This window comes from Pseudomonas sp. Root569, assembly GCF_001427465.1.
Taxonomy (GTDB): domain Bacteria; phylum Pseudomonadota; class Gammaproteobacteria; order Pseudomonadales; family Pseudomonadaceae; genus Aquipseudomonas; species Aquipseudomonas synxantha.
Genome location: NZ_LMGQ01000023.1, coordinates 391,227 through 409,182, shown reverse-complemented (window position 1 = coordinate 409,182; position 17,956 = coordinate 391,227). Strand labels below are relative to the sequence as shown.

Here is a 17,956-nt window from a genome sequence, read left to right as displayed (position 1 = left end):
GCCGTGTAGGAGTTTACAGCCAGAAGCGTAGGAGGTTTAGAGGGGAAATGATTTTGGTGTCAGAATTTTCGCCGTTGCACAGCAACACCCTTGGAATCCGCGAGGGCGGACTCCACGGGCGGTATCAGTTATCAGGCGGCTTCTTTGGTCGAGCTGGTGGTCAGGATAGTCAGCAGGGTTTGCGCTTGTTCGGCGGCGTCGCGACCCAGGCTGGTCAGATAACCGCCATCCGGCTGGTCGATCAGTTTTTTCTCGAACAGGCGCTTGGCAGCGGCAATGGCGGTAGGAGCGGCAGTCTGGTGGACTTTCAGACCTTCCTGGGAACTGCCCAGATTGAAGAGTGCAAGGATTTCCAGTTCGGCAACCAACTCGGGTGTATACGACATAAGGACTCCAGACTTTCTAAATTTATTAGAGGCTAGCACGCCATAAGGTGAACGCACTTTGGCGGGCTGTCCAGTGAGAAAGTCGTAGGTGTTGATATGGCGCAGATTTGTGGCGAGGAAGCGGGCTTCCCGGCCACGTCAAGGCTGGTTTCAGTTGTTTTCAGGCGGTAGTTCAGGGAGCGCTCGCAACGCCGTTTCATACCATTCGGTATCGAAAGCACGGTCTTCTTCGAGCATCTTGTCTATCTCAACCGCCAGCACATGGGCCATGAGGTTCAAAATGTCTTCGCGCTCGTAACCTACCAAGGTCAGTTTATTGAAGGTGGCCTTGGCGGCAGGCGGGTTGTCGCTTTCGATCTGGTTTTCGATGGCCTGGGTCAGCGTGCTTTCGGTGAACTCTTCTTCGTCGTTATCAATATCGGTCGGCTCGCTCATGGCAGGCTCCTTAAGGAAAGGACGTCAGTCTACCGCCATTCAGGTAGGTGATGCTGCTGGTCAGCCCTGCTTCGGGCATCTATAACTCTTGCAGCCAACCCCGCACCCGGCCTGGAGGCTTTGCGATGCTCAAGCTTTACGGATTTTCGGTCAGCAACTACTACAACATGGTGAAACTGGCGTTGCTGGAGAAAGGGCTGCCTTTCGAAGAGGTACCTTTTTATGCCGGGCAAACTCCCGAAGCACTGGCGATAAGCCCCCGCGGCAAGGTGCCGGTGCTGGGCGTGAAGCAGGGGTTTATCAACGAAACCAGCGTGATCCTCGAATACATCGAGCAGACCCAGGAGGGCCCTGCGCTGCTCCCGGCCGAGCCTTTTCAACGGGCTCAGGTGCTGGCGTTGTGTCGAGAAATCGAGCTCTACATCGAGCTGCCTGCGCGAGCGTGTTTCGCCGAGGCATTTTTCGGCATGCCGGTGCCGGAGGCGATCAAGGAAAAATCCAAGGCCGAGTTGTTGCTGGGCATCGCTTCTTTGGGGCGGCATGGCAAGTTCGCACCTTATGTGACAGGTGAAAGTTTTACCATTGCCGATCTGTATTTCATGTACAGCTTGAATCTGGCCTGTGGTGTGGGCGAGAAGCTGTTTGGCCTGGATCTGCTGGCTGAGTTACCGCAGGCGAAGACGCTGCTCGCGCGCCTGAATGAAATGCCCAACGCGCAAAAGGTGGAGGCGGACAGGCAGGCGGCGCTGCCGTCATTCATGGCGATGATTGCGGCCAAAAAATAATCAAGTGTGGGAGGGGGCTTGCTCCCGATGGCGGTGTATCAGGTAAGAAAACCTTAGCTGACCCACCGCCATCGGGAGCAAGCCCCCTCCCACAGTTTTAGCGGCTGGCGAGCAATTCTTTGCCGCGTACTACAGCAGCTTTGACCTGTGCCGGTGCAGTACCGCCCACATGGTCGCGGGCATTCACCGAACCTTCCAGGGTCAGCACGGCAAACACATCCTGCTCGATCTGGTCGCTGAACTGGCGCAGTTCTTCCAGGCTCATTTCCGCCAGGTCCTTGCCGGTGTCTACGCCATATTTAACCGCGTGGCCGACGATTTCGTGACAGTCACGGAACGGCAGGCCACGGCGTACCAGGTAGTCAGCCAGGTCGGTCGCGGTGGAAAACCCGCGCAGGGCCGCTTCACGCATCATCGCGTGCTTGGGCTTGATCGCCGGGATCATGTCGGCAAAGGCACGCAGCGAGTCGCGCAGCGTGTCGGCGGCGTCGAACAGCGGCTCCTTGTCTTCCTGGTTGTCCTTGTTGTAGGCCAGCGGTTGGCCTTTCATCAGGGTCAACAGGCCCATCAGTGCGCCGAATACCCGGCCGCTCTTGCCACGCACCAACTCGGGCACATCGGGGTTTTTCTTTTGCGGCATGATCGAGCTGCCGGTGCAAAAGCGGTCCGGCAGGTCAATGAACTGGAACTGCGCGCTGGTCCATAGCACCAGCTCTTCCGAGAAGCGCGACAGGTGCATCATCGCAATGCTGGCGGCGGCGCAGAATTCGATGGCGAAGTCACGGTCCGACACGCCATCCAGGGAGTTGCCGCCCACGGCGTCAAAGCCCAGCAGTTGTGCGGTGTACTCGCGGTCGATCGGGTAGGTGGTACCCGCCAGCGCGGCGCTGCCCAATGGCATGCGGTTGGCGCGCTTGCGGCAATCCACCAGGCGCTCGTAGTCGCGGCTGAGCATTTCGAACCAGGCCAGTAGATGATGGCCGAAGGTCACCGGCTGTGCGGTCTGCAAGTGGGTGAAGCCGGGCATGATGGTGTCCGATTCACGCTCGGCCTGCTCCAGCAAACCTTTTTGCAGGCGGGTGATTTCGGCCAGGATCAGGTCGATTTCATCGCGCAGCCACAAGCGGATATCGGTGGCTACCTGATCGTTACGGCTGCGGCCGGTGTGCAGTTTCTTGCCGGTCACGCCGATGCGGTCGGTCAGGCGCGCCTCTATGTTCATGTGCACATCTTCCAGGTCGACGCGCCAGTCGAACGTACCGGCCTCGATCTCACCGCGGATGGTGGTCAGGCCGTCAATGATGCTGTCACGCTCGGCATCGGTCAGCACGCCGACCTTGGCCAGCATCGTGGCGTGGGCGATGGAACCCATGATGTCGTGGCGATACAGGCGTTGGTCAAAGGTGACGGAGGCGGTGAAGCGGGCGACGAAGGCGTCGACGGGTTCACTGAAGCGGCCGCCCCAGGACTGGTTGGTCTTGTCGGTGCTCATGGATTCGCTCGTGATCTGTTTGAAAGAGGCATGGAGGTGTGCCGGCGATAATAACAGGGTTGCCCTTGGTGGCGGTGTTGCGGGTGCCTGGCAATTTTATTTGCGGCGTAGATGGCTAAGTGCCTTGCCGCCGGCCGCATCCGGGACGAGACTGGAGGCAGGTACTTATTGAAACGATATTTGACGATTGAGCAATATCGTCTCGGTGAGCGTCTACAGTTGCACTGATAGTGTGTGAATGCACCAAAGTCGACTGATGCGGTCATAACCAGACTATCCATTAAACAGGGGGGTATTCGGATTGTGTATCAGTGAACCCTACGACGATGCCCGACGGCAGCAGGTCCTGGGCGCTATTGAACAGGTCCGGGTAAATTTGGGTGCCGCTCTCAGGGCACTTTTTGCCGCTCGCGCTAGTCTTAGCGTGGATCGCTGTGACGTAAGTCACCGCACCTGTCTACGCTATCCTTGTGCGAGACTCACGCAGGAATCCAGCGCAATATGAATGTCCTGATCGTTGATGACGAACCCCAAGCCCGCGAGCGACTGAGCCGTCTGGTCAGTGAACTCGAGGGTTATACAATCCTTGAACCGAGTGCCGCCAACGGTGAGGAGGCGTTGACCCTGATCGACAGCCTCAAGCCGGACCTGGTGCTGCTCGATATCCGTATGCCGGGCCTCGATGGCCTGCAAGTGGCCGCTCGCCTGAGCGAGCGCGAATCGCCACCGGCCGTGGTGTTGTGTGCGGCCCAGGATGAGTTTTCTGCTCAGACGCTCGAAGACAGCACTGTCAGTTTTCTCGTCAAGCCGGTCAGCGCCGAAGCCTTGCTCAAGGCTTTGAAGAAAGCCGAGCGACCCAATCGCGCCCAGCTCGCTGCCTTGACCCAGCCGGCCGCCCAAAGTGGTAACGGGCCACGCAGCCACATCAGTGCGCGCACCCGCAAGGGCATCGAGCTGATACCCCTTAGCCAGGTCGTCTACTTTATTGCCGATCACAAGTACGTGACCCTGCGTCATGAGTCGGGCGAGGTATTACTCGATGAGCCGCTCAAGGCTCTCGAGGACGAGTTTGGCGACCGCTTCGTGCGCATCCATCGCAACGCGCTGGTAGCCCGTGAACGTATCGAGCGCCTGCAACGTACGCCCCTGGGGCACTTTCAGCTATTCCTGAAGGGACTCAACGGCGATGCACTGATTGTCAGCCGACGCCACGTCGCCGGCGTGCGCAAGATGATGCAGCAGCTTTAGCCCAAGGGCTGCGGCGCGGTCTGCATTCCTTATCCCGGTGCGATGTGGCCAGGGAGGCCCCGCACTTGCTGATTCAAATCAAAGCGTATTTGCCTGAGCTGTTATTATCCGCTGTAACTATTCAGTTCGGATTGATCCATGTCCTCTCGCGAAATCCGCATCGCCACCCGTAAAAGCGCCCTGGCCTTGTGGCAGGCCGAATACGTCAAAGCACGCCTTGAGCAGGCCCATCCGGGCCTCAAGGTATCCCTGGTGCCCATGGTCAGTCGTGGCGACAAGCTGCTCGACTCGCCACTGTCGAAAATCGGCGGCAAAGGCTTGTTCGTCAAGGAGCTGGAAACCGCGCTGCTGGAGAACGAAGCCGACATCGCCGTGCATTCGATGAAAGATGTGCCCATGGACTTCCCTGAAGGCCTGGGCCTTTTTTGCATCTGCGAGCGCGAAGACCCGCGTGACGCCTTTGTTTCCAACACCTACGCATCCCTGGATGAATTGCCGCTGGGCAGTATCGTCGGCACCTCCAGCCTACGTCGCCAGGCTCAGTTGCTGAGCCGGCGCCCCGATTTGCAGATCCGTTTCCTGCGCGGCAACGTCAACACTCGCCTGGCCAAGCTCGACGCCGGCGAATATGACGCAATCATCCTTGCCGCTGCCGGCTTGATCCGCCTGGGCTTCGAAGAGCGCATCACGTCAGCCATCAGCATCGAAGACAGCCTGCCCGCGGGCGGGCAGGGCGCGGTCGGCATTGAATGCCGCACCGCCGACGGCGAAATCCACGCACTGCTCAAGCCCCTTGATCACGCGGATACCGAAGTGCGTGTCACCGCCGAGCGTGCCCTGAACAAGCATCTCAATGGTGGCTGCCAAGTGCCAATCGCCTGCTATGCGGTGCTCGAAGGTGAAAACCTGTGGCTGCGTGGCCTGGTCGGCGACCCGGACGGCGGTACGCTGCTGACCGCCGAAGTGCGCGGCCCGCAACGTGATGCCACGGCCCTGGGCATCCAGGTCGCCGAGGAGTTGCTGGGCAAAGGCGCTGGCGCCATCCTGCAGAAAGTCTATGGCGAGGCCGGCCCGCAGTGACCGACTGGCGCGTGCTGCTGACGCGGCCTGCCGAGGACTCGAAGGCCCTGGGGGCCTTGCTGTCCGAGGCTGGTATCTACAGCAGCAGCCTACCCTTGCTGGAAACCGAAGCGTTGCCGGTCACGCCCGAGCAACAAGCGTTGTTCGGCGCGCTGCAGCGCTATTGCGCGGTCATCGTGGTGAGCAAACCGGCCGCGCGCCTGGCCTTGCAACGATTGAAGAGTACTCCGGCGCCAATGCCCTGGTTCAGCGTTGGGGCGGCGACGGCGCAGATACTGGCCGATCATGGCCTCGATGTTCACTATCCAGCCACTGGCGATGACAGCGAGGCCTTGCTTCAATTGCCTGCATTGCGCGAGGCTACTGCCCGGCCGGGTGCAAGGGTGCTGATCCTGCGCGGCGAAGGCGGGCGGGAGCTGCTGGCAGAGCGTTTGCGCGAGCAAGGTGCTAGTGTCGACTACCTGGAATTGTATCGGCGTTTTCTCCCGGCTTACGAGGCGGGCGCACTGATGCAGCGCATCCAGTTGGAACGCTTGAACGGCCTGGTGGTCAGCAGTGGGCAGGGTTTTTTACACTTGCAGGCCATGGCCGGCCCCGATTGGCCAGAGGTGGCACAGCTGCCATTGTTCGTGCCCAGTCCGCGCGTCTATGAAATGGCGCGGGCCGCTGGTGCAGAAAAAGTTGTGGATTGTCGTGGCGCGAGTGCCGCGGCTTTGTTAGTGGCGTTAGGGAGCTATCCCGTTCCCACTCTCTGATACGCAAAGGACGGATACGTGAGCGAAACAGCCTTGCCTAAAGATGAAGCTCAGCCCGCGCTCGATGCGCCGGTCGAGACACCGGTCAGTACGCCACGCCGTGGCAATGGCCTGGCAATCGTCGCCTTGCTTCTGGGCGCTGTGGGCGTAGCCGCCGGCGGCTGGGGGATCTGGCAGGTCCGCGCGCTGCAAGCCAGCAGCCAGCATCAGCTGGGCCAGATGCAAACCCTGGATGACCAATCCCAGAGCCTCAAGCAAAGCCAGCAACAATTGGCCGCCCGCCTGGCGCAGTTGCCGGGCGCGGATGAACTGGAAGAGCGTCGCCGCCTGGTCGCCCAACTGCAGGGTGATCAGCAGCGCCTGAACCAGCGTCTGGAAACCGTGTTGGGCGCCAGCCGCAAGGACTGGCGGCTGGCCGAAGCCGAGCACCTGATCCGTCTGGCCAGCTTGCGCTTGTCCGCCTTACAAGACATCAATAGCGCTCAGTCGCTGGTCCAGGGCGCCGACGAAATTCTTCGCGAGCAGAGCGACCCAGGCGCTTTCGCCGCGCGCGAGCAACTGGCCAAGAGCCTGGCCGCGCTGCGTAGCACTGAGCAACCGGATCGTACCGGCCTCTACCTGCAGCTGGCGGCCTTGCGTGACCAGGTCGTGCAGTTGGCGGCGATTGCGCCGGAGTATCAACTCACGGAGCCTTCCTCCCAAGGGCGTCCTACCAGCGATACGGAGAACTGGTTGAGCCAGTGGTGGGAGCAGATTTCCCGTTACTTCCGCATCGACTTCAACCCGGATGACAACATCCGCCCATTGTTGGCGGGCCAAGGCTTGAACCAAGTGCGACTGGCCCTGAGCCTGGCGCTGGAGCAAGCACAATGGGCCGCACTGAATGGCGAGTCGGCGGTGTACAGCCGCTCGCTGGGTGAAGCGCGTAGCGTGTTGCAAGACAACTTCAACCAGGACAACCCGCAGAGTAAGGCGATGCTGGCGCGTATCGCTGAACTCGAGCCCAAGGCCGTTTCGGTGGTGACCCCAGACCTGGCGGCGAGCCTGGCCGCAGTGCAGGCGTACCTCGAACGTCGTCATCAGTCTGCCGATGATGCCAAGGCCTCGGCTGGCCAACCGGCGACCCAGGAGTAGAGCTGATGAAGCGTTTCTATGTGATCCTGGTGCTGGCGATTGCGGTCGCACTGGCGCTGGGCGTGGGCATTTCGAAACACACCGGCTACGTGCTGATTACCTATCCCCATTTGCTGCATTACGAATCGAGCCTGTGGGCTACCTTGGTGGCGGTATTTGCCATCGGCCTGGCGATCTACCTGGTGCGCGTGTTGTTGAGCCTGGTCACCACATCCAGTGGCGTGGTCAATCCCTGGTCGCGGCGCAACCGCAGCCGCCGTGTGCAGATTGCTATCGAGCAAGGCCAGATGGACCTTGCCGAGGGCCGCTGGGCCAGCGCCGAACGCCATTTGCACCGCGCCGCGGAAGCAGAGCGCCAGCCGTTGTTGTATTACATCGGTGCCGCCCGTGCGGCCAATGAGCAGGGCCGTTATGAGGAGTCCGATGGCTTGCTCGAGCGCGCCCTGGAGCGCCAGCCCCAGGCCGAACTGGCGGTTGCGCTGAGCCATGCGCAATTGCAGATGGACCGAGGCGATACCGACGGCGCCCTGGTTACCCTGCAGGCGATGCACGAGCGTCATCCGCATAACGCGCAGGTGCTACGACAGTTGCAACGCCTGCATCAGCAGCGTGGCGACTGGTCGTCGGTGATTCGCCTGTTGCCTGAACTGCGCAAGGACAAAGTGCTGCCTGCGGGCGAGCTGGCCGAGCTGGAGCGTCGCGCCTGGGGCGAGAACCTCAGCCTGGCTGCCCAGCGTGAAGAGCAAGGTGAAGCGGGCTTGCAGTCCCTCGAACGGGCATGGGAGCAATTGACTTCGGCCCAGCGCCAGCAGCCACAGCTGGTGCTGGCGTATGCCGACCAGCTGCGTCGACTTGGCGCGGATGCCAAAGCCGAGGAGGTGCTACGTGGCGCGCTCAAGCGTGGCTATGACAGCCACTTGATCCGGCTGTATGGCCTGCTGCGCGGCAGTGATCCTGCACGTCAATTGAAGTTTGCCGAAGGCTGGCTCAAGGATCACCCTGGCGATGCCAGTTTGCTGTTGACGCTGGGCCGCCTCTGCCTGCAAAACAGTCTGTGGGGCAAGGCACGGGACTATCTGGAAAGCAGCCTGCAAGTGCAGCGCAATCCTGAAGCCTGCGCCGAACTGGCCCGCCTGCTGGCCCAGTTGGGCGACACCGAGCGCAGCAACCAATTGTTCCAGGAAGGCCTGGGGTTGCTGGACAATCGTCTGCTGTCCTCGCCGCTGCCAGTCCCTGTGCGAGTTTGAAGTAGGAAAGGGTGAACAGATTGGCTCCGACCTATCTGACACCCTGTCCGCCAAGCCCCCGTAAACACTTGGCTTAAGCGGTGTTGTTACTAATTCCTACTTGTTGTAATTGGATTTCCTCCGGGCTCTGGCGGGATGTCCTTACGTTTTCGCGGAATAGTCTGCTCTAGGGCGTATTGAAAGGGGTCGGGCCTTTACTCTACCGTAGCGTCCTATCTCTTGCAGTGCGGATAAACAATGTCTTTGGCCCCTTTACGCTCTTTGTTTTTCCTGGCGTTCATGGCAGGTGCGCTGACGTTGGGCGCGTCCTTTTATCTGGAATATGGCGCGCTGCTACAGCCTTGTTTTTTATGCCAGGTACAACGCCTGTTGCTTGCCACGTTTACGTTGATCAACCTGGTCGCTGCTCTTTATAACCCTGGGCGCTTGGGCGTTTGCCTGTATGGGCTGGCGAGCATGGGATGTGCGCTGCTTGGCGCCATTACCGCGGGGCGCCAAGTGCTACTGCAGAGTATGCCGCCAGGCCAGGTCCGGGATTGCTGGCCCAACCTGCAATCCATGATTGAGAGCCTGTCGTTCTGGCAGGCCATACGTGCAGTGTTCAACGGCACTGTCGATTGCGTCGAAATCACCTGGACGCTATTTGAACTGAGCCTTCCCGAGTGGAGCCTGTTGTTCTTCGTAACCATGCTGATCCTGGGCACCATGCAATTTTCAAGGTTGTTATTTTGTAGGCATTTGCGCCCTGCAAGGCCATGAAAACCGAACGCAGTTTGTAGGAGTGGATTAAACACTTGTATGAACTTTCTCTCCTGCGTACCTTGAAGCCACAGTCGTGCGGGCATAATCTGGCCCGCACGCGTTATCCAAACCGTTTGTCAGACGCGGCCTTGTCCGGCTGCTGCTTTATCCTCGAAGTGTTGCGCAGGTACATAGCAGCAGCACCCCCCTATAGGGAAGAGAGATCATCATGCTGGAAAGTTGTCAGAATGCTCAGGAACGCTGGGGTGGGGTGCACAAGCTGATCGACAGCTGGTTGAAGGCACGCCACGAACTGGTTCGGGCCTTTGATGCTCTCGGTGCCAAGCCCGAAGCATTGGGTGAGAATCGCGAGCGATTGCAGGATTTCTGTGGAGCACTGGTGGATTATGTATCGGCAGGCCATTTCGGCGTCTACGAGCAACTGACCAAAGAGGCGCAAGCCTTCGACGACCAGCGTGGCCTCGACCTGGCAGAGACTATTTACCCGCGCATCGATGTGATCACGGAGAAACTGCTGGCGTTCACCGACCTGTGTGATGCAGGGAAATGTGTAGCGGAAAAATTCAAAGAATTGGGTGCGCTGCTGCATGAGCGTTTCGAGTTGGAGGATTGCCTGATCGAAGTGCTGCACAACGCTCACAAGGAAGAGCCGGCCACCCAGGTCTGAACCTTGGCGACGATATAAAAAACGGTGCGCATGTCGCACCGTTTTTTATGGGTCAGTGGCGAGTGCCGAGCAGTTCAATCTCAAACACCAGCGGAGTAAAGGGTGGAATCAACTCACCCGCCCCATCTGCGCCATAGGCCTGGGATGAAGGAATTACCAGGCGCCATTTCGCACCCACCGGCATCTGTTGCAACGCACTGCTCCAACCGCTGATTACGCTGTCCAGGCGAAACCATTGCGGCTGCGTACTTTTGTCGAAGACAGTTCCGTCGGGTAGTCGCCCCACGTATTTCACCTGCACCTCATCGCTGGCCAGCGGTTTATTACCTGTGCCAGGCGCCAGCTCGGTGAGCAGGATCCCGTCTGCCAATTCGCGCACGCCAGTGACGGCTTTCTCCTGCGTCAGGAATCGTTGTTCGGCGGCAAGTGCTTTTTCGCTTTGAGGGATTTGGGCGTCGGCGGCGCTCTGTGCTTCGTGCTGGGCGAGTATCTGTTCGATACGTGCGTTGTCCAGCGCAAGCGGCTTGCCTTGGTAGGCTTGCCTGAGGCCGTCCACCAGTGCCTGGATCTGTAGGTCAGGGACTTCCTGGCGTAACCGTTCGCCGAGGCTTGCGCCGAGACTATAGGCAAGATCGTGCGGATCCGAGGCGGTGGTTTTTGACGGCAGTTGCTCGCTCGCATCGGCTAAGCAGGTCGCCAAGCCAAGCACTAGAAAAAGGTAACGCGACATGGGCAGTCTCCCGGCGAAAGTGCGACGGATTATGCCAGTGTGAGTGAGTAAAAAGTGGCGCGGTTTTTCGTTATATCGATAAGAATTTTCGTACGGTGCAACGCAAGGCAAACGATACTGTCAACATGCCCTAGCGGCGGTAAGAGCAGAGGGCTAGTATGAGCCGCACCCACGTCAGCCAGGAGGTAAACCATGTCGGCCAAACAGAAGCCTGTAAATACCCCGTTGCACTTGCTCCAACAACTTTCGGGCAGCCTGCTCGAACATCTCGAAAGCGCATGTTCCCAGGCGTTGGCCGATGCAGAAAAACTGCTCGCCAAACTGGAAAAACAACGCGGTAAAGCCCAAGAAAAACTGCACAAGTCCCGCACCAAATTGCAAGACGCCGCTACAGCCGGCAAGTCCAAGGCGCAAGCCAAAGCCAAGGACGCCGTTAAAGAACTTGAGGACCTGCTGGATGCCCTCAAGGATCGTCAAGCTGAGACCCGCAGCTACATTTCCCAACTCAAGAAAGACGCTCAGGAAAGCCTGAAGCTGGCCCAGGGCATTGGTCGTGTGAAGGAAGCCGTAGGGAAAGCACTGGGCGCTCGTACCCCTGCAAAAGTTGCAGCCAAGCCGGTTGCGAAAACTGCTGCTGCGAAACCGGCTGTCAAGCCAGCTACCAAAACCGCTGCTGCGAAACCAGCCGCCAAGCCAGCTGCCAAAACCGCTGCTGCGAAACCAGCCGCCAAGCCAGCTGCCAAAACCGCTGCTGCGAAACCGGCCGCCAAGCCAGCTGCCAAAACCGCTGCTGCGAAACCAGCCGCCAAACCAGCTGCCAAAACCGCTGCTGCGAAACCGGCCGCCAAGCCAGCTGCCAGAACCGCTGCTGCGAAACCGGCCGCCAAGCCAGCTGTCAGAACCGCTGCTGCGAAACCAGCCGCCAAGCCAGCTGCCAAAACTGCTGCTGCGAAACCAGCCGCCAAGCCAGCTGCTAAAACCGCTGCTGCGAAACCAGCCGCCAAGCCAGCTGCGAAACCTGCTGCTGCGAAACCAGCCGCCAAGCCAGCTGCCAAAACTGCTGCTGCGAAACCGGCCGCCAAGCCAGCTGCCAAAACCGCTGCTGCGAAACCAGCCGCCAAGGCAGCTGCCAAACCTGCTGCTGCGAAACCAGCCGCCAAGCCAACTGCCAAACCTGCTGCCGCGAAACCAGCCGCCAAACCCGCTGCTGCAAAACCAGCACCCGCCAAGCCAGCCACTCCAGCAGCACCTGCTGCCAATGCAACCGCCTCACCCGCTCCAACCGCATCGACCAGCAGCACCCCTGCATCGATAGCGCCAAGCACTACCCAAACCAACGCTTCCTAAGTGTTGGCGACCACGACGCGCAGCCGCTGCAGCGCGTCGTGGTCAAGGTTGGCGGCTTCGGTCGCCAAGCCTTCAAGCCATCCGTACTGGCCTACTCCCTCATTGATAGGCCATGCCTGCGCCAGCGTTTCCAAGCGCATCAGCAGTGCTCTCTCGGCTTCCACCTCCAGGGTCTTGACCCGCTCCCGTAGCGATGCCAGTTGCGTATCCTGCTGCGCCATGGTTCGCCATTGCACACGCACTTGTCGCAACGGTTCGACCACCTGTGTCCGCCAGGGGCGAGCTAGCAGCTGCAATGCCTGCACGCGTTCGAACGTATACGCCACCCCTCGTTGTTCCAGCCACGCACCACACAGCAACAGGCACACATCCGCTCCTTGTTCCTGCAAGCGCAGGCAAGCAGCCTCTACACCCGGGCGAGCGTAGGTCGAGAGGGCAAAGCTCCACAGGTCAGCGCACATATTCACACCCAAGCCAGCGGCCAACGAAGCTGGTAGACTCCGCCGCCATTATGATCCGACTTCAAAGCCTAACATTACAGCGTGGCCCGCAACGTCTTCTTGAAGACGCCGAGCTGACCCTGCACGCCGGTCACAAAGCCGGCCTGATCGGTGCCAACGGCGCCGGCAAATCCACGTTGTTCGCCTTGTTGCTGGGTGAGCTGACCCCGGACTCCGGGGACTGCCTGCTGCCGGCCGACTGGCGCATCGCCCATATGCGCCAGGAGATCGACACCCTGGACCGCATCGCGATCGACTACGTGCTCGATGGCGACCTGCGCCTGCGCCAGGTGCAACACGACCTCGCCGAAGCCGAAAAAGCCCAGGACGGTGCCGCCCAGGCCCGCCTGCACGCTGAGCTGGACAGTGCCGACGGCTATACCGCCGACGCCCGTGCCCGCAAGATGCTTGCCGGCCTGGGTTTTACCAACGAGCAGATGGACCGTCCGGTCGCCGACTTCTCCGGTGGCTGGCGCATGCGCCTCAATCTGGCCCAAGCGCTGATGTGCCCTTCGGACCTGCTGCTGCTCGACGAACCGACCAACCACTTGGACCTTGATGCGATCCTGTGGCTGGAAGACTTCCTCAAGAACTATCAGGGTACGTTGCTACTGATTTCCCACGACCGGGATTTCCTCGATGCCGTGGTCGATAACATCGCCCACGTCGAACAGAAGAAGATCACCCTTTATCGTGGCGGCTATACCGCGTTCGAGCGCGCCCGCGCCGAGCGCCTGGCCCAGCAGCAACAGGCCTATGAGAAGCAACAGGCGCAACGTGCGCACATGGAAAGCTACATCGCCCGGTTCAAGGCCCAAGCCACCAAGGCCCGCCAGGCCCAGAGCCGGATCAAGGCCCTGGAGCGCATGGAAGAGCTGTCGGCGGCCCATGTCGATTCGCCGTTCGATTTTGTATTCCGCGAATCGGTGAAGATCTCCAGCCCATTGTTGGACCTCTCTGATGCGCGCCTGGGTTATGGCGACAAAACCATCCTGGAGAAGGTCAAGCTGCAGCTCACGCCAGGCGCTCGTATCGGTTTGCTGGGCCCCAACGGCGCGGGCAAGTCGACGCTGATCAAGAACCTCTCGGGCGAGCTTGAGCCTCTGTCTGGTCGCCTGACCCGTGGCGAGAACACGGTGGTGGGTTACTTTGCCCAGCACCAACTGGACTCGCTCGATTCCAAGGCCAGCCCGCTGTTGCACCTGCAACGCCTGGCGCCGACCGAACGCGAGCAGACCTTGCGTGATTTCCTCGGTGGTTTTGACTTCCGTGGTGCGCGCATCGATGAGCCAGTGCTGAATTTCTCCGGAGGCGAAAAAGCCCGGCTGGCTCTGGCCCTGATCGCCTGGGACCGCCCGAACCTGCTGCTGCTTGACGAACCGACCAATCACCTGGACCTGGAAATGCGCCTGGCGCTGACCATGGCCCTGCAGGAATTCAGCGGTGCGGTATTGGTGGTCTCTCACGATCGCCATTTGCTCAAGAGCACCACCGATAACTTCCTGCTGGTGGCTGACGGTAAGGTCGAAGAGTTCGACGGCGACCTGGACGACTATGCGCGCTGGCTGACCGACTACCGCCTGCGTAATGCGCCGGCCAGTAACACGCCGGTCAATCCAGACAAGACCGACAAGAAAGCCCAGCGCCAGGCTGCCGCCGCATTGCGCCAGCAGTTGGCCCCGCACAAGCGTGAAGCCGACAAGCTGGAAGCCGAGCTGGGCAAGGTGCACGAGCGCCTGGCCAGGATCGAAGCCAGCCTGGGCGACAGCGCCGTGTACGAGGCCGTGCGCAAGGATGAACTGCGCGACCTGCTGGCCGAACAGGCCAAGCTCAAGGTGCGCGAAGGGCAGTTGGAGGAAACCTGGATGGAGGCCCTCGAGTTGCTCGAAACCCTGCAAGCGGAGCTGGAGGCGCTGTCCTGATGGAAGCGTTGCAACTGCCGTTGCCGGCGCAATGGGTCGAGCCCGTATGGATCGGCGTGCAAATCCTGCTGATCCTGTTGGCCGGCTACCTGGCCCAGCGCTTTGTCGCCAAGGGCCTGACCCGCCTGGGTGAGCGCTACCCGCTGCCGCCGCAGTTACTGATGCCCCTGCGTGGCGGCCTGCGCTGGCTGATCATGGGCAGTGCGCTGATCTTTGTGCTGGGCCGCCTGGGTGTGTCCGCCACTGTCTTATGGACGGCGCTGTCGGGGTTTGTCGCGGTGGCGGCAGTGGCGTTCTTCGCCATGTGGTCGGTGCTGTCCAACCTGTTGTGCGCGATCCTGATCTTTACGGTCGGGCCGTTCCGTCTCGGTGACATCGTCGAACTGGTGGACACCGTCGACAAACCTGGCGTGAAGGGCCGGGTGGTGGCGATCAATCTGCTCTACACCACGTTGATCGAAGTCGAGGAAGCCGGCACCAGCAGCGCGATGGTGCAGGTGCCCAACAGTTTGTTCTTCCAGCGTTCGGTGCGACGTTGGCCGGGAACAGGTACGAATATCTTGTAGGAGCGAGCTTGCTCGCAAAAATCGTCAACGGTAACGCAGTGCATCCAGCCGGCCCGTATCGCTTGTGAGTTTTTCGCGAGCAAGCTCGCTCCTACAGAAATTTATAGCCAGGCTTTGGTCGGTGGAGTTAGCTTAAGGCACAACCGCTAACTCCCTTCTGAGGTGCGCAATGGCTCTCGACACGTGGCTGGCTTTCTTCCTGGCCAGTTGGATCATTTCTCTTTCCCCTGGCGCCGGAGCCATCGCCTCGATGTCCAGCGGTCTGCAATACGGTTTTGTGCGTGGCTACTGGAACGCCATCGGCCTGCAGCTTGGCCTGGCGATGCAGATTGCCGTGGTGGCGGGCGGCTTGGGCGCCATTCTGGCGGCGTCGTCTACCGCGTTCTATGCAATCAAATGGTTTGGGGTGGCCTACTTGGTGTACCTGGCCATTAAGCAATGGCGCGCCTTGCCCATGGACATGACCGATGACGCCGCCGTACGCCCGATCGGCAAGCCGATGGCGATGATGTTCCGGGGGTTCCTGGTCAACGCCAGCAACCCCAAGGCCCTGGTGTTCATGCTGGCGGTGCTGCCGCAGTTCGTGAACCCGCAGGCTCCGTTGCTGATTCAATACCTGATCCTCGGTGCGACCATGATCAGTGTCGATATGATCGTGATGGCGGGCTATACGGGGTTGGCCTCTAAAGTTCTGCGGCTGCTGCGCACGCCCAAGCAGCAGAAACGCGTAAACCGCACCTTTGCCGGTTTGTTTGTCGGTGCCGCCGGTTTCCTCGCAAGCTTGCACCGCGCCACAACGTAACTGAACAAGCCGGCACAAAAAGGTGGGAGGGGGCTTGCCCCGATAGCGGTGAATCAGTCGATGAGTCTGTTGACTGAAACTCCGTCATTGGGAGCAAGCCCCCTCCCACATTGGTTTTGTGGCGATATGAAATAACACCTTGAGTCGAATCCATTAAAGCTCAACAATAGTGTTACTTCGTATTTCCACTTGAGATTCATTCATGACTGCCCCTTTCCGCTTTCTTGCGTGGCTGCTGTTGCCGGCGCTGATGTCGTGCAGCTTCAATCTCTTGGCCGCAACCGCCGAAGGCGCGCCACAAGCCCTGCATTTGCTGGACTACATTGGCGCCGACTACCCTCCGACGGTAGAGGCGGGCAAGGTGGTGGACGACTCGGAATACCGCGAGCAGGTGGAGTTTCTTGGGGTGTTGCAGGGTCTGGTGGCCGATCTGCCGGATAAGCCTGAGCGCGCCGAGCTGGTAACCGGCGTCGATGAACTGCTGGCGGCGGTCAATGCCCGCCAGGACGGTGCGGGTGTGGCTCGTCAGGCCCGTCAGTTGGGTGCCAAGCTGGCGGTGGCCTATGAAGTCAGCCAGGCCCCGGCCATCACGCCCGACCCTACACGCGGCGCGCCGCTGTACGCTCAGCACTGTTCGGTCTGCCACGGTAGGGCCGGTGCCGGTGATGGCCCGGCGGGCGTGGGCCTTACGCCGCCACCCGCGAACCTGCGCGATGCTGCACGCCTGGATCGCTTGAGCCTGTACGCGATCTACAACACCCTCGGCCTGGGTGTCGAAGGCACCGATATGCCATCGTTCGCTGATCAACTGGACGACCGTCAGCGCTGGGACCTGGCTACCTACATCTCCGGTTTCACCGCCGACCCGGCTGCCGCCAAAAGCGCGCAGGCGTTCAACTTGGCCGACCTGGCGCGCCAGACCCCCAATGAAGTGCTCGCCGCCAATGGTCCGGCCGCCGCCGCGGCTTTCCGCGCCCAGCGTGCGCAGCCGCCGCAAGTCCAGCGTGGCCCCGCGCAGTTGCTCGACTACACCGCCACCACCTTGGACAAGAGCCTTGCAGCCTTCCGCAACGGTGACCACGAGCAGGCCTACGACCTGTCGGTCGCCGCTTACCTCGAAGGTTTCGAACTGGTGGAAAGCTCCCTGGATAACGTCGATGCCAATGTGCGCAAAGACACCGAGAAGGCCCTGATGGCCTATCGGCAATCATTGCAGGACGGTTTGCCTACCGAGCAGGTGCAGCAACGCCTGGACGCGGCCAAGGGCAAGCTTACCGAGTCCGCCGGCTTGCTGGGCGGCGATGGCTTGAGCTGGTCGTTGAGCTACATTTCCGGCTTGTTGATCCTGCTGCGCGAAGGTCTGGAAGCGATCCTGGTGCTGGCGGCGATCCTGGCCTTCCTGCGCAATACCGGCCAGCAATCGGCGGTACGTAGCGTCAACGTCGGCTGGGGCCTGGCGCTGTTGGCCGGCTTGGCCACCTGGGCCTTGGCGGCGTATGTGATTGACGTCAGCGGTGCCCAGCGCGAACTGCTCGAAGGCTGCACGGCGTTGTTTGCCAGCGTGATGGTGTTGTGGCTCGGCGTATGGATGCACGATCGGCGTCACGCGGCGGCCTGGCAGGACTACATCAAGAGCAGCCTGGTGGGCGGCGGTGGGCGTTTCGGTTTTGCGGTACTGGCGTTCTTCTCGGTGTACCGCGAGCTGTTCGAGGTGATCCTGTTCTACGAAACCCTGTGGCTGCAAGCCGGCCCGGCCGGGCATAACGCGGTATTGGCGGGTGGGGCCACGGCGCTGGTGCTGCTGGTGGGCCTGGCCTGGGTGATCCTGCGCGGTTCGGCGAAGCTGCCGTTGGCGCTGTTCTTCGGTATCAACGCGGCGCTGCTGTGCGCGCTGTCGGTGGTGTTCGCCGGGCACGGTGTCAAGGCCTTGCAGGAGGCGGGCATCTTCGGTACGCGGCCGGTGGCGTTCTTTGACTTCGACTGGCTGGGCATCCATGCCGATGCGTATTCGTTGGGTGCGCAGGCCGTGGCGATCCTGGCGATTGTGGTGCTGTATGGCCGTAGCCGGCTGACCGAGAAGCGCCGGGCGGCGGCGTAG

Annotated in this window: 18 protein-coding genes; 13 read left to right on the top strand and 5 right to left on the bottom strand. The window is 60.7% G+C overall.

The annotated features are described in order from the left end of the window. Positions 1-131: 131 nt before the first annotated feature. Together ASD70_RS17440 and ASD70_RS17435 are read right to left on the bottom strand one after the other, a co-directional pair. A complete protein-coding gene (locus tag ASD70_RS17440; protein ID WP_056847020.1) occupies positions 132-386 on the bottom strand; it encodes a TIGR02647 family protein in 255 nt (84 codons plus the stop codon). A gap of 150 nt (positions 387-536) precedes the next feature. After that, complete coding sequence (locus ASD70_RS17435) at positions 537-821, bottom strand: hypothetical protein (RefSeq protein ID WP_043046913.1); 285 nt, start codon at positions 819-821, stop codon at positions 537-539. 125 nt (positions 822-946) lie between these two features. Between ASD70_RS17435 and ASD70_RS17430 the strand changes: the two genes are divergently transcribed. Beyond that, complete coding sequence (locus ASD70_RS17430; RefSeq protein ID WP_056847019.1) at positions 947-1,606, top strand: glutathione S-transferase family protein; 660 nt, start codon at positions 947-949, stop codon at positions 1,604-1,606. A gap of 97 nt (positions 1,607-1,703) precedes the next feature. Here ASD70_RS17430 and argH read toward each other — a convergent pair whose 3' ends face one another. Continuing rightward, positions 1,704-3,098, bottom strand: a complete 1,395-nt coding sequence (gene argH, locus ASD70_RS17425) for an argininosuccinate lyase (RefSeq protein ID WP_046070055.1) — start codon at positions 3,096-3,098, stop codon at positions 1,704-1,706. 501 nt (positions 3,099-3,599) lie between these two features. Here argH and ASD70_RS17420 point away from each other — a divergent pair. The 7 genes from ASD70_RS17420 to ASD70_RS17390 all read left to right on the top strand — a co-directional run bounded on the left by ASD70_RS17420 (position 3,600) and on the right by ASD70_RS17390 (position 9,991). Next, the gene (locus ASD70_RS17420; protein ID WP_046070054.1) at positions 3,600-4,346 is read left to right on the top strand and encodes a LytR/AlgR family response regulator transcription factor; all 747 of its coding nucleotides are present in this window, start codon (positions 3,600-3,602) and stop codon (positions 4,344-4,346) included. Positions 4,347-4,484: 138 nt separating this feature from the next. Next, positions 4,485-5,426, top strand: coding sequence for a hydroxymethylbilane synthase (gene hemC, locus ASD70_RS17415; RefSeq protein ID WP_046070053.1), 942 nt, complete (start codon positions 4,485-4,487; stop codon positions 5,424-5,426). Continuing rightward, on the top strand, positions 5,423-6,181 hold the full coding sequence (locus tag ASD70_RS29535; protein WP_056847018.1) for a uroporphyrinogen-III synthase: 759 nt from the start codon (positions 5,423-5,425) through the stop codon (positions 6,179-6,181). Before hemC ends, ASD70_RS29535 begins: the two co-directional genes overlap by 4 nt. 18 nt (positions 6,182-6,199) lie before the next feature. Further along, a complete protein-coding gene (locus tag ASD70_RS29530) occupies positions 6,200-7,315 on the top strand; it encodes a uroporphyrinogen-III C-methyltransferase (RefSeq protein WP_056847017.1) in 1,116 nt (371 codons plus the stop codon). 5 nt (positions 7,316-7,320) lie between these two features. Further along, the gene (locus ASD70_RS17400; RefSeq protein WP_046070050.1) at positions 7,321-8,562 is read left to right on the top strand and encodes a heme biosynthesis protein HemY; all 1,242 of its coding nucleotides are present in this window, start codon (positions 7,321-7,323) and stop codon (positions 8,560-8,562) included. A 237-nt stretch (positions 8,563-8,799) separates the two neighbouring features. After that, positions 8,800-9,321, top strand: coding sequence for a disulfide bond formation protein B (locus ASD70_RS17395; RefSeq protein ID WP_046070049.1), 522 nt, complete (start codon positions 8,800-8,802; stop codon positions 9,319-9,321). A 211-nt stretch (positions 9,322-9,532) separates the two neighbouring features. Further along, positions 9,533-9,991 (top strand): Rsd/AlgQ family anti-sigma factor, encoded by a 459-nt coding sequence (locus ASD70_RS17390; protein ID WP_046070048.1) that lies wholly within the window; start codon positions 9,533-9,535, stop codon positions 9,989-9,991. A gap of 52 nt (positions 9,992-10,043) precedes the next feature. Here ASD70_RS17390 and ASD70_RS17385 read toward each other — a convergent pair whose 3' ends face one another. Next, entirely contained in the window at positions 10,044-10,721 is a 678-nt protein-coding gene (locus ASD70_RS17385; protein WP_046070047.1) for an FKBP-type peptidyl-prolyl cis-trans isomerase, read from the bottom strand. Between the two features lie 192 nt (positions 10,722-10,913). Here ASD70_RS17385 and ASD70_RS17380 point away from each other — a divergent pair, with 192 nt between their 5' ends. Next, complete coding sequence (locus ASD70_RS17380; protein WP_056847016.1) at positions 10,914-12,068, top strand: AlgP family protein; 1,155 nt, start codon at positions 10,914-10,916, stop codon at positions 12,066-12,068. Here the strand turns inward: ASD70_RS17380 and ASD70_RS17375 are convergent. Continuing rightward, a complete protein-coding gene (locus ASD70_RS17375) occupies positions 12,065-12,529 on the bottom strand; it encodes a TIGR02444 family protein (protein WP_056847015.1) in 465 nt (154 codons plus the stop codon). The genes ASD70_RS17380 and ASD70_RS17375 overlap by 4 nt on opposite strands. Positions 12,530-12,579: 50 nt before the next feature. Between ASD70_RS17375 and ASD70_RS17370 the strand changes: the two genes are divergently transcribed. From ASD70_RS17370 to ASD70_RS17355, 4 genes are all read left to right on the top strand, one after another. Next, positions 12,580-14,490 carry an ATP-binding cassette domain-containing protein gene (locus ASD70_RS17370; RefSeq protein WP_046070044.1) on the top strand — a complete coding sequence of 637 codons (1,911 nt, stop codon included), beginning with the start codon at positions 12,580-12,582 and terminating at the stop codon, positions 14,488-14,490. Further along, positions 14,490-15,056 carry a mechanosensitive ion channel family protein gene (locus tag ASD70_RS17365; protein WP_046070043.1) on the top strand — a complete coding sequence of 189 codons (567 nt, stop codon included), beginning with the start codon at positions 14,490-14,492 and terminating at the stop codon, positions 15,054-15,056. The genes ASD70_RS17370 and ASD70_RS17365 overlap by 1 nt, the downstream gene beginning before the upstream one ends. Before the next feature lie 169 nt (positions 15,057-15,225). Continuing rightward, complete coding sequence (locus tag ASD70_RS17360) at positions 15,226-15,858, top strand: LysE family transporter (RefSeq protein ID WP_046070042.1); 633 nt, start codon at positions 15,226-15,228, stop codon at positions 15,856-15,858. 202 nt (positions 15,859-16,060) lie between these two features. Next, positions 16,061-17,956 (top strand): FTR1 family protein, encoded by a 1,896-nt coding sequence (locus ASD70_RS17355; RefSeq protein ID WP_056847014.1) that lies wholly within the window; start codon positions 16,061-16,063, stop codon positions 17,954-17,956.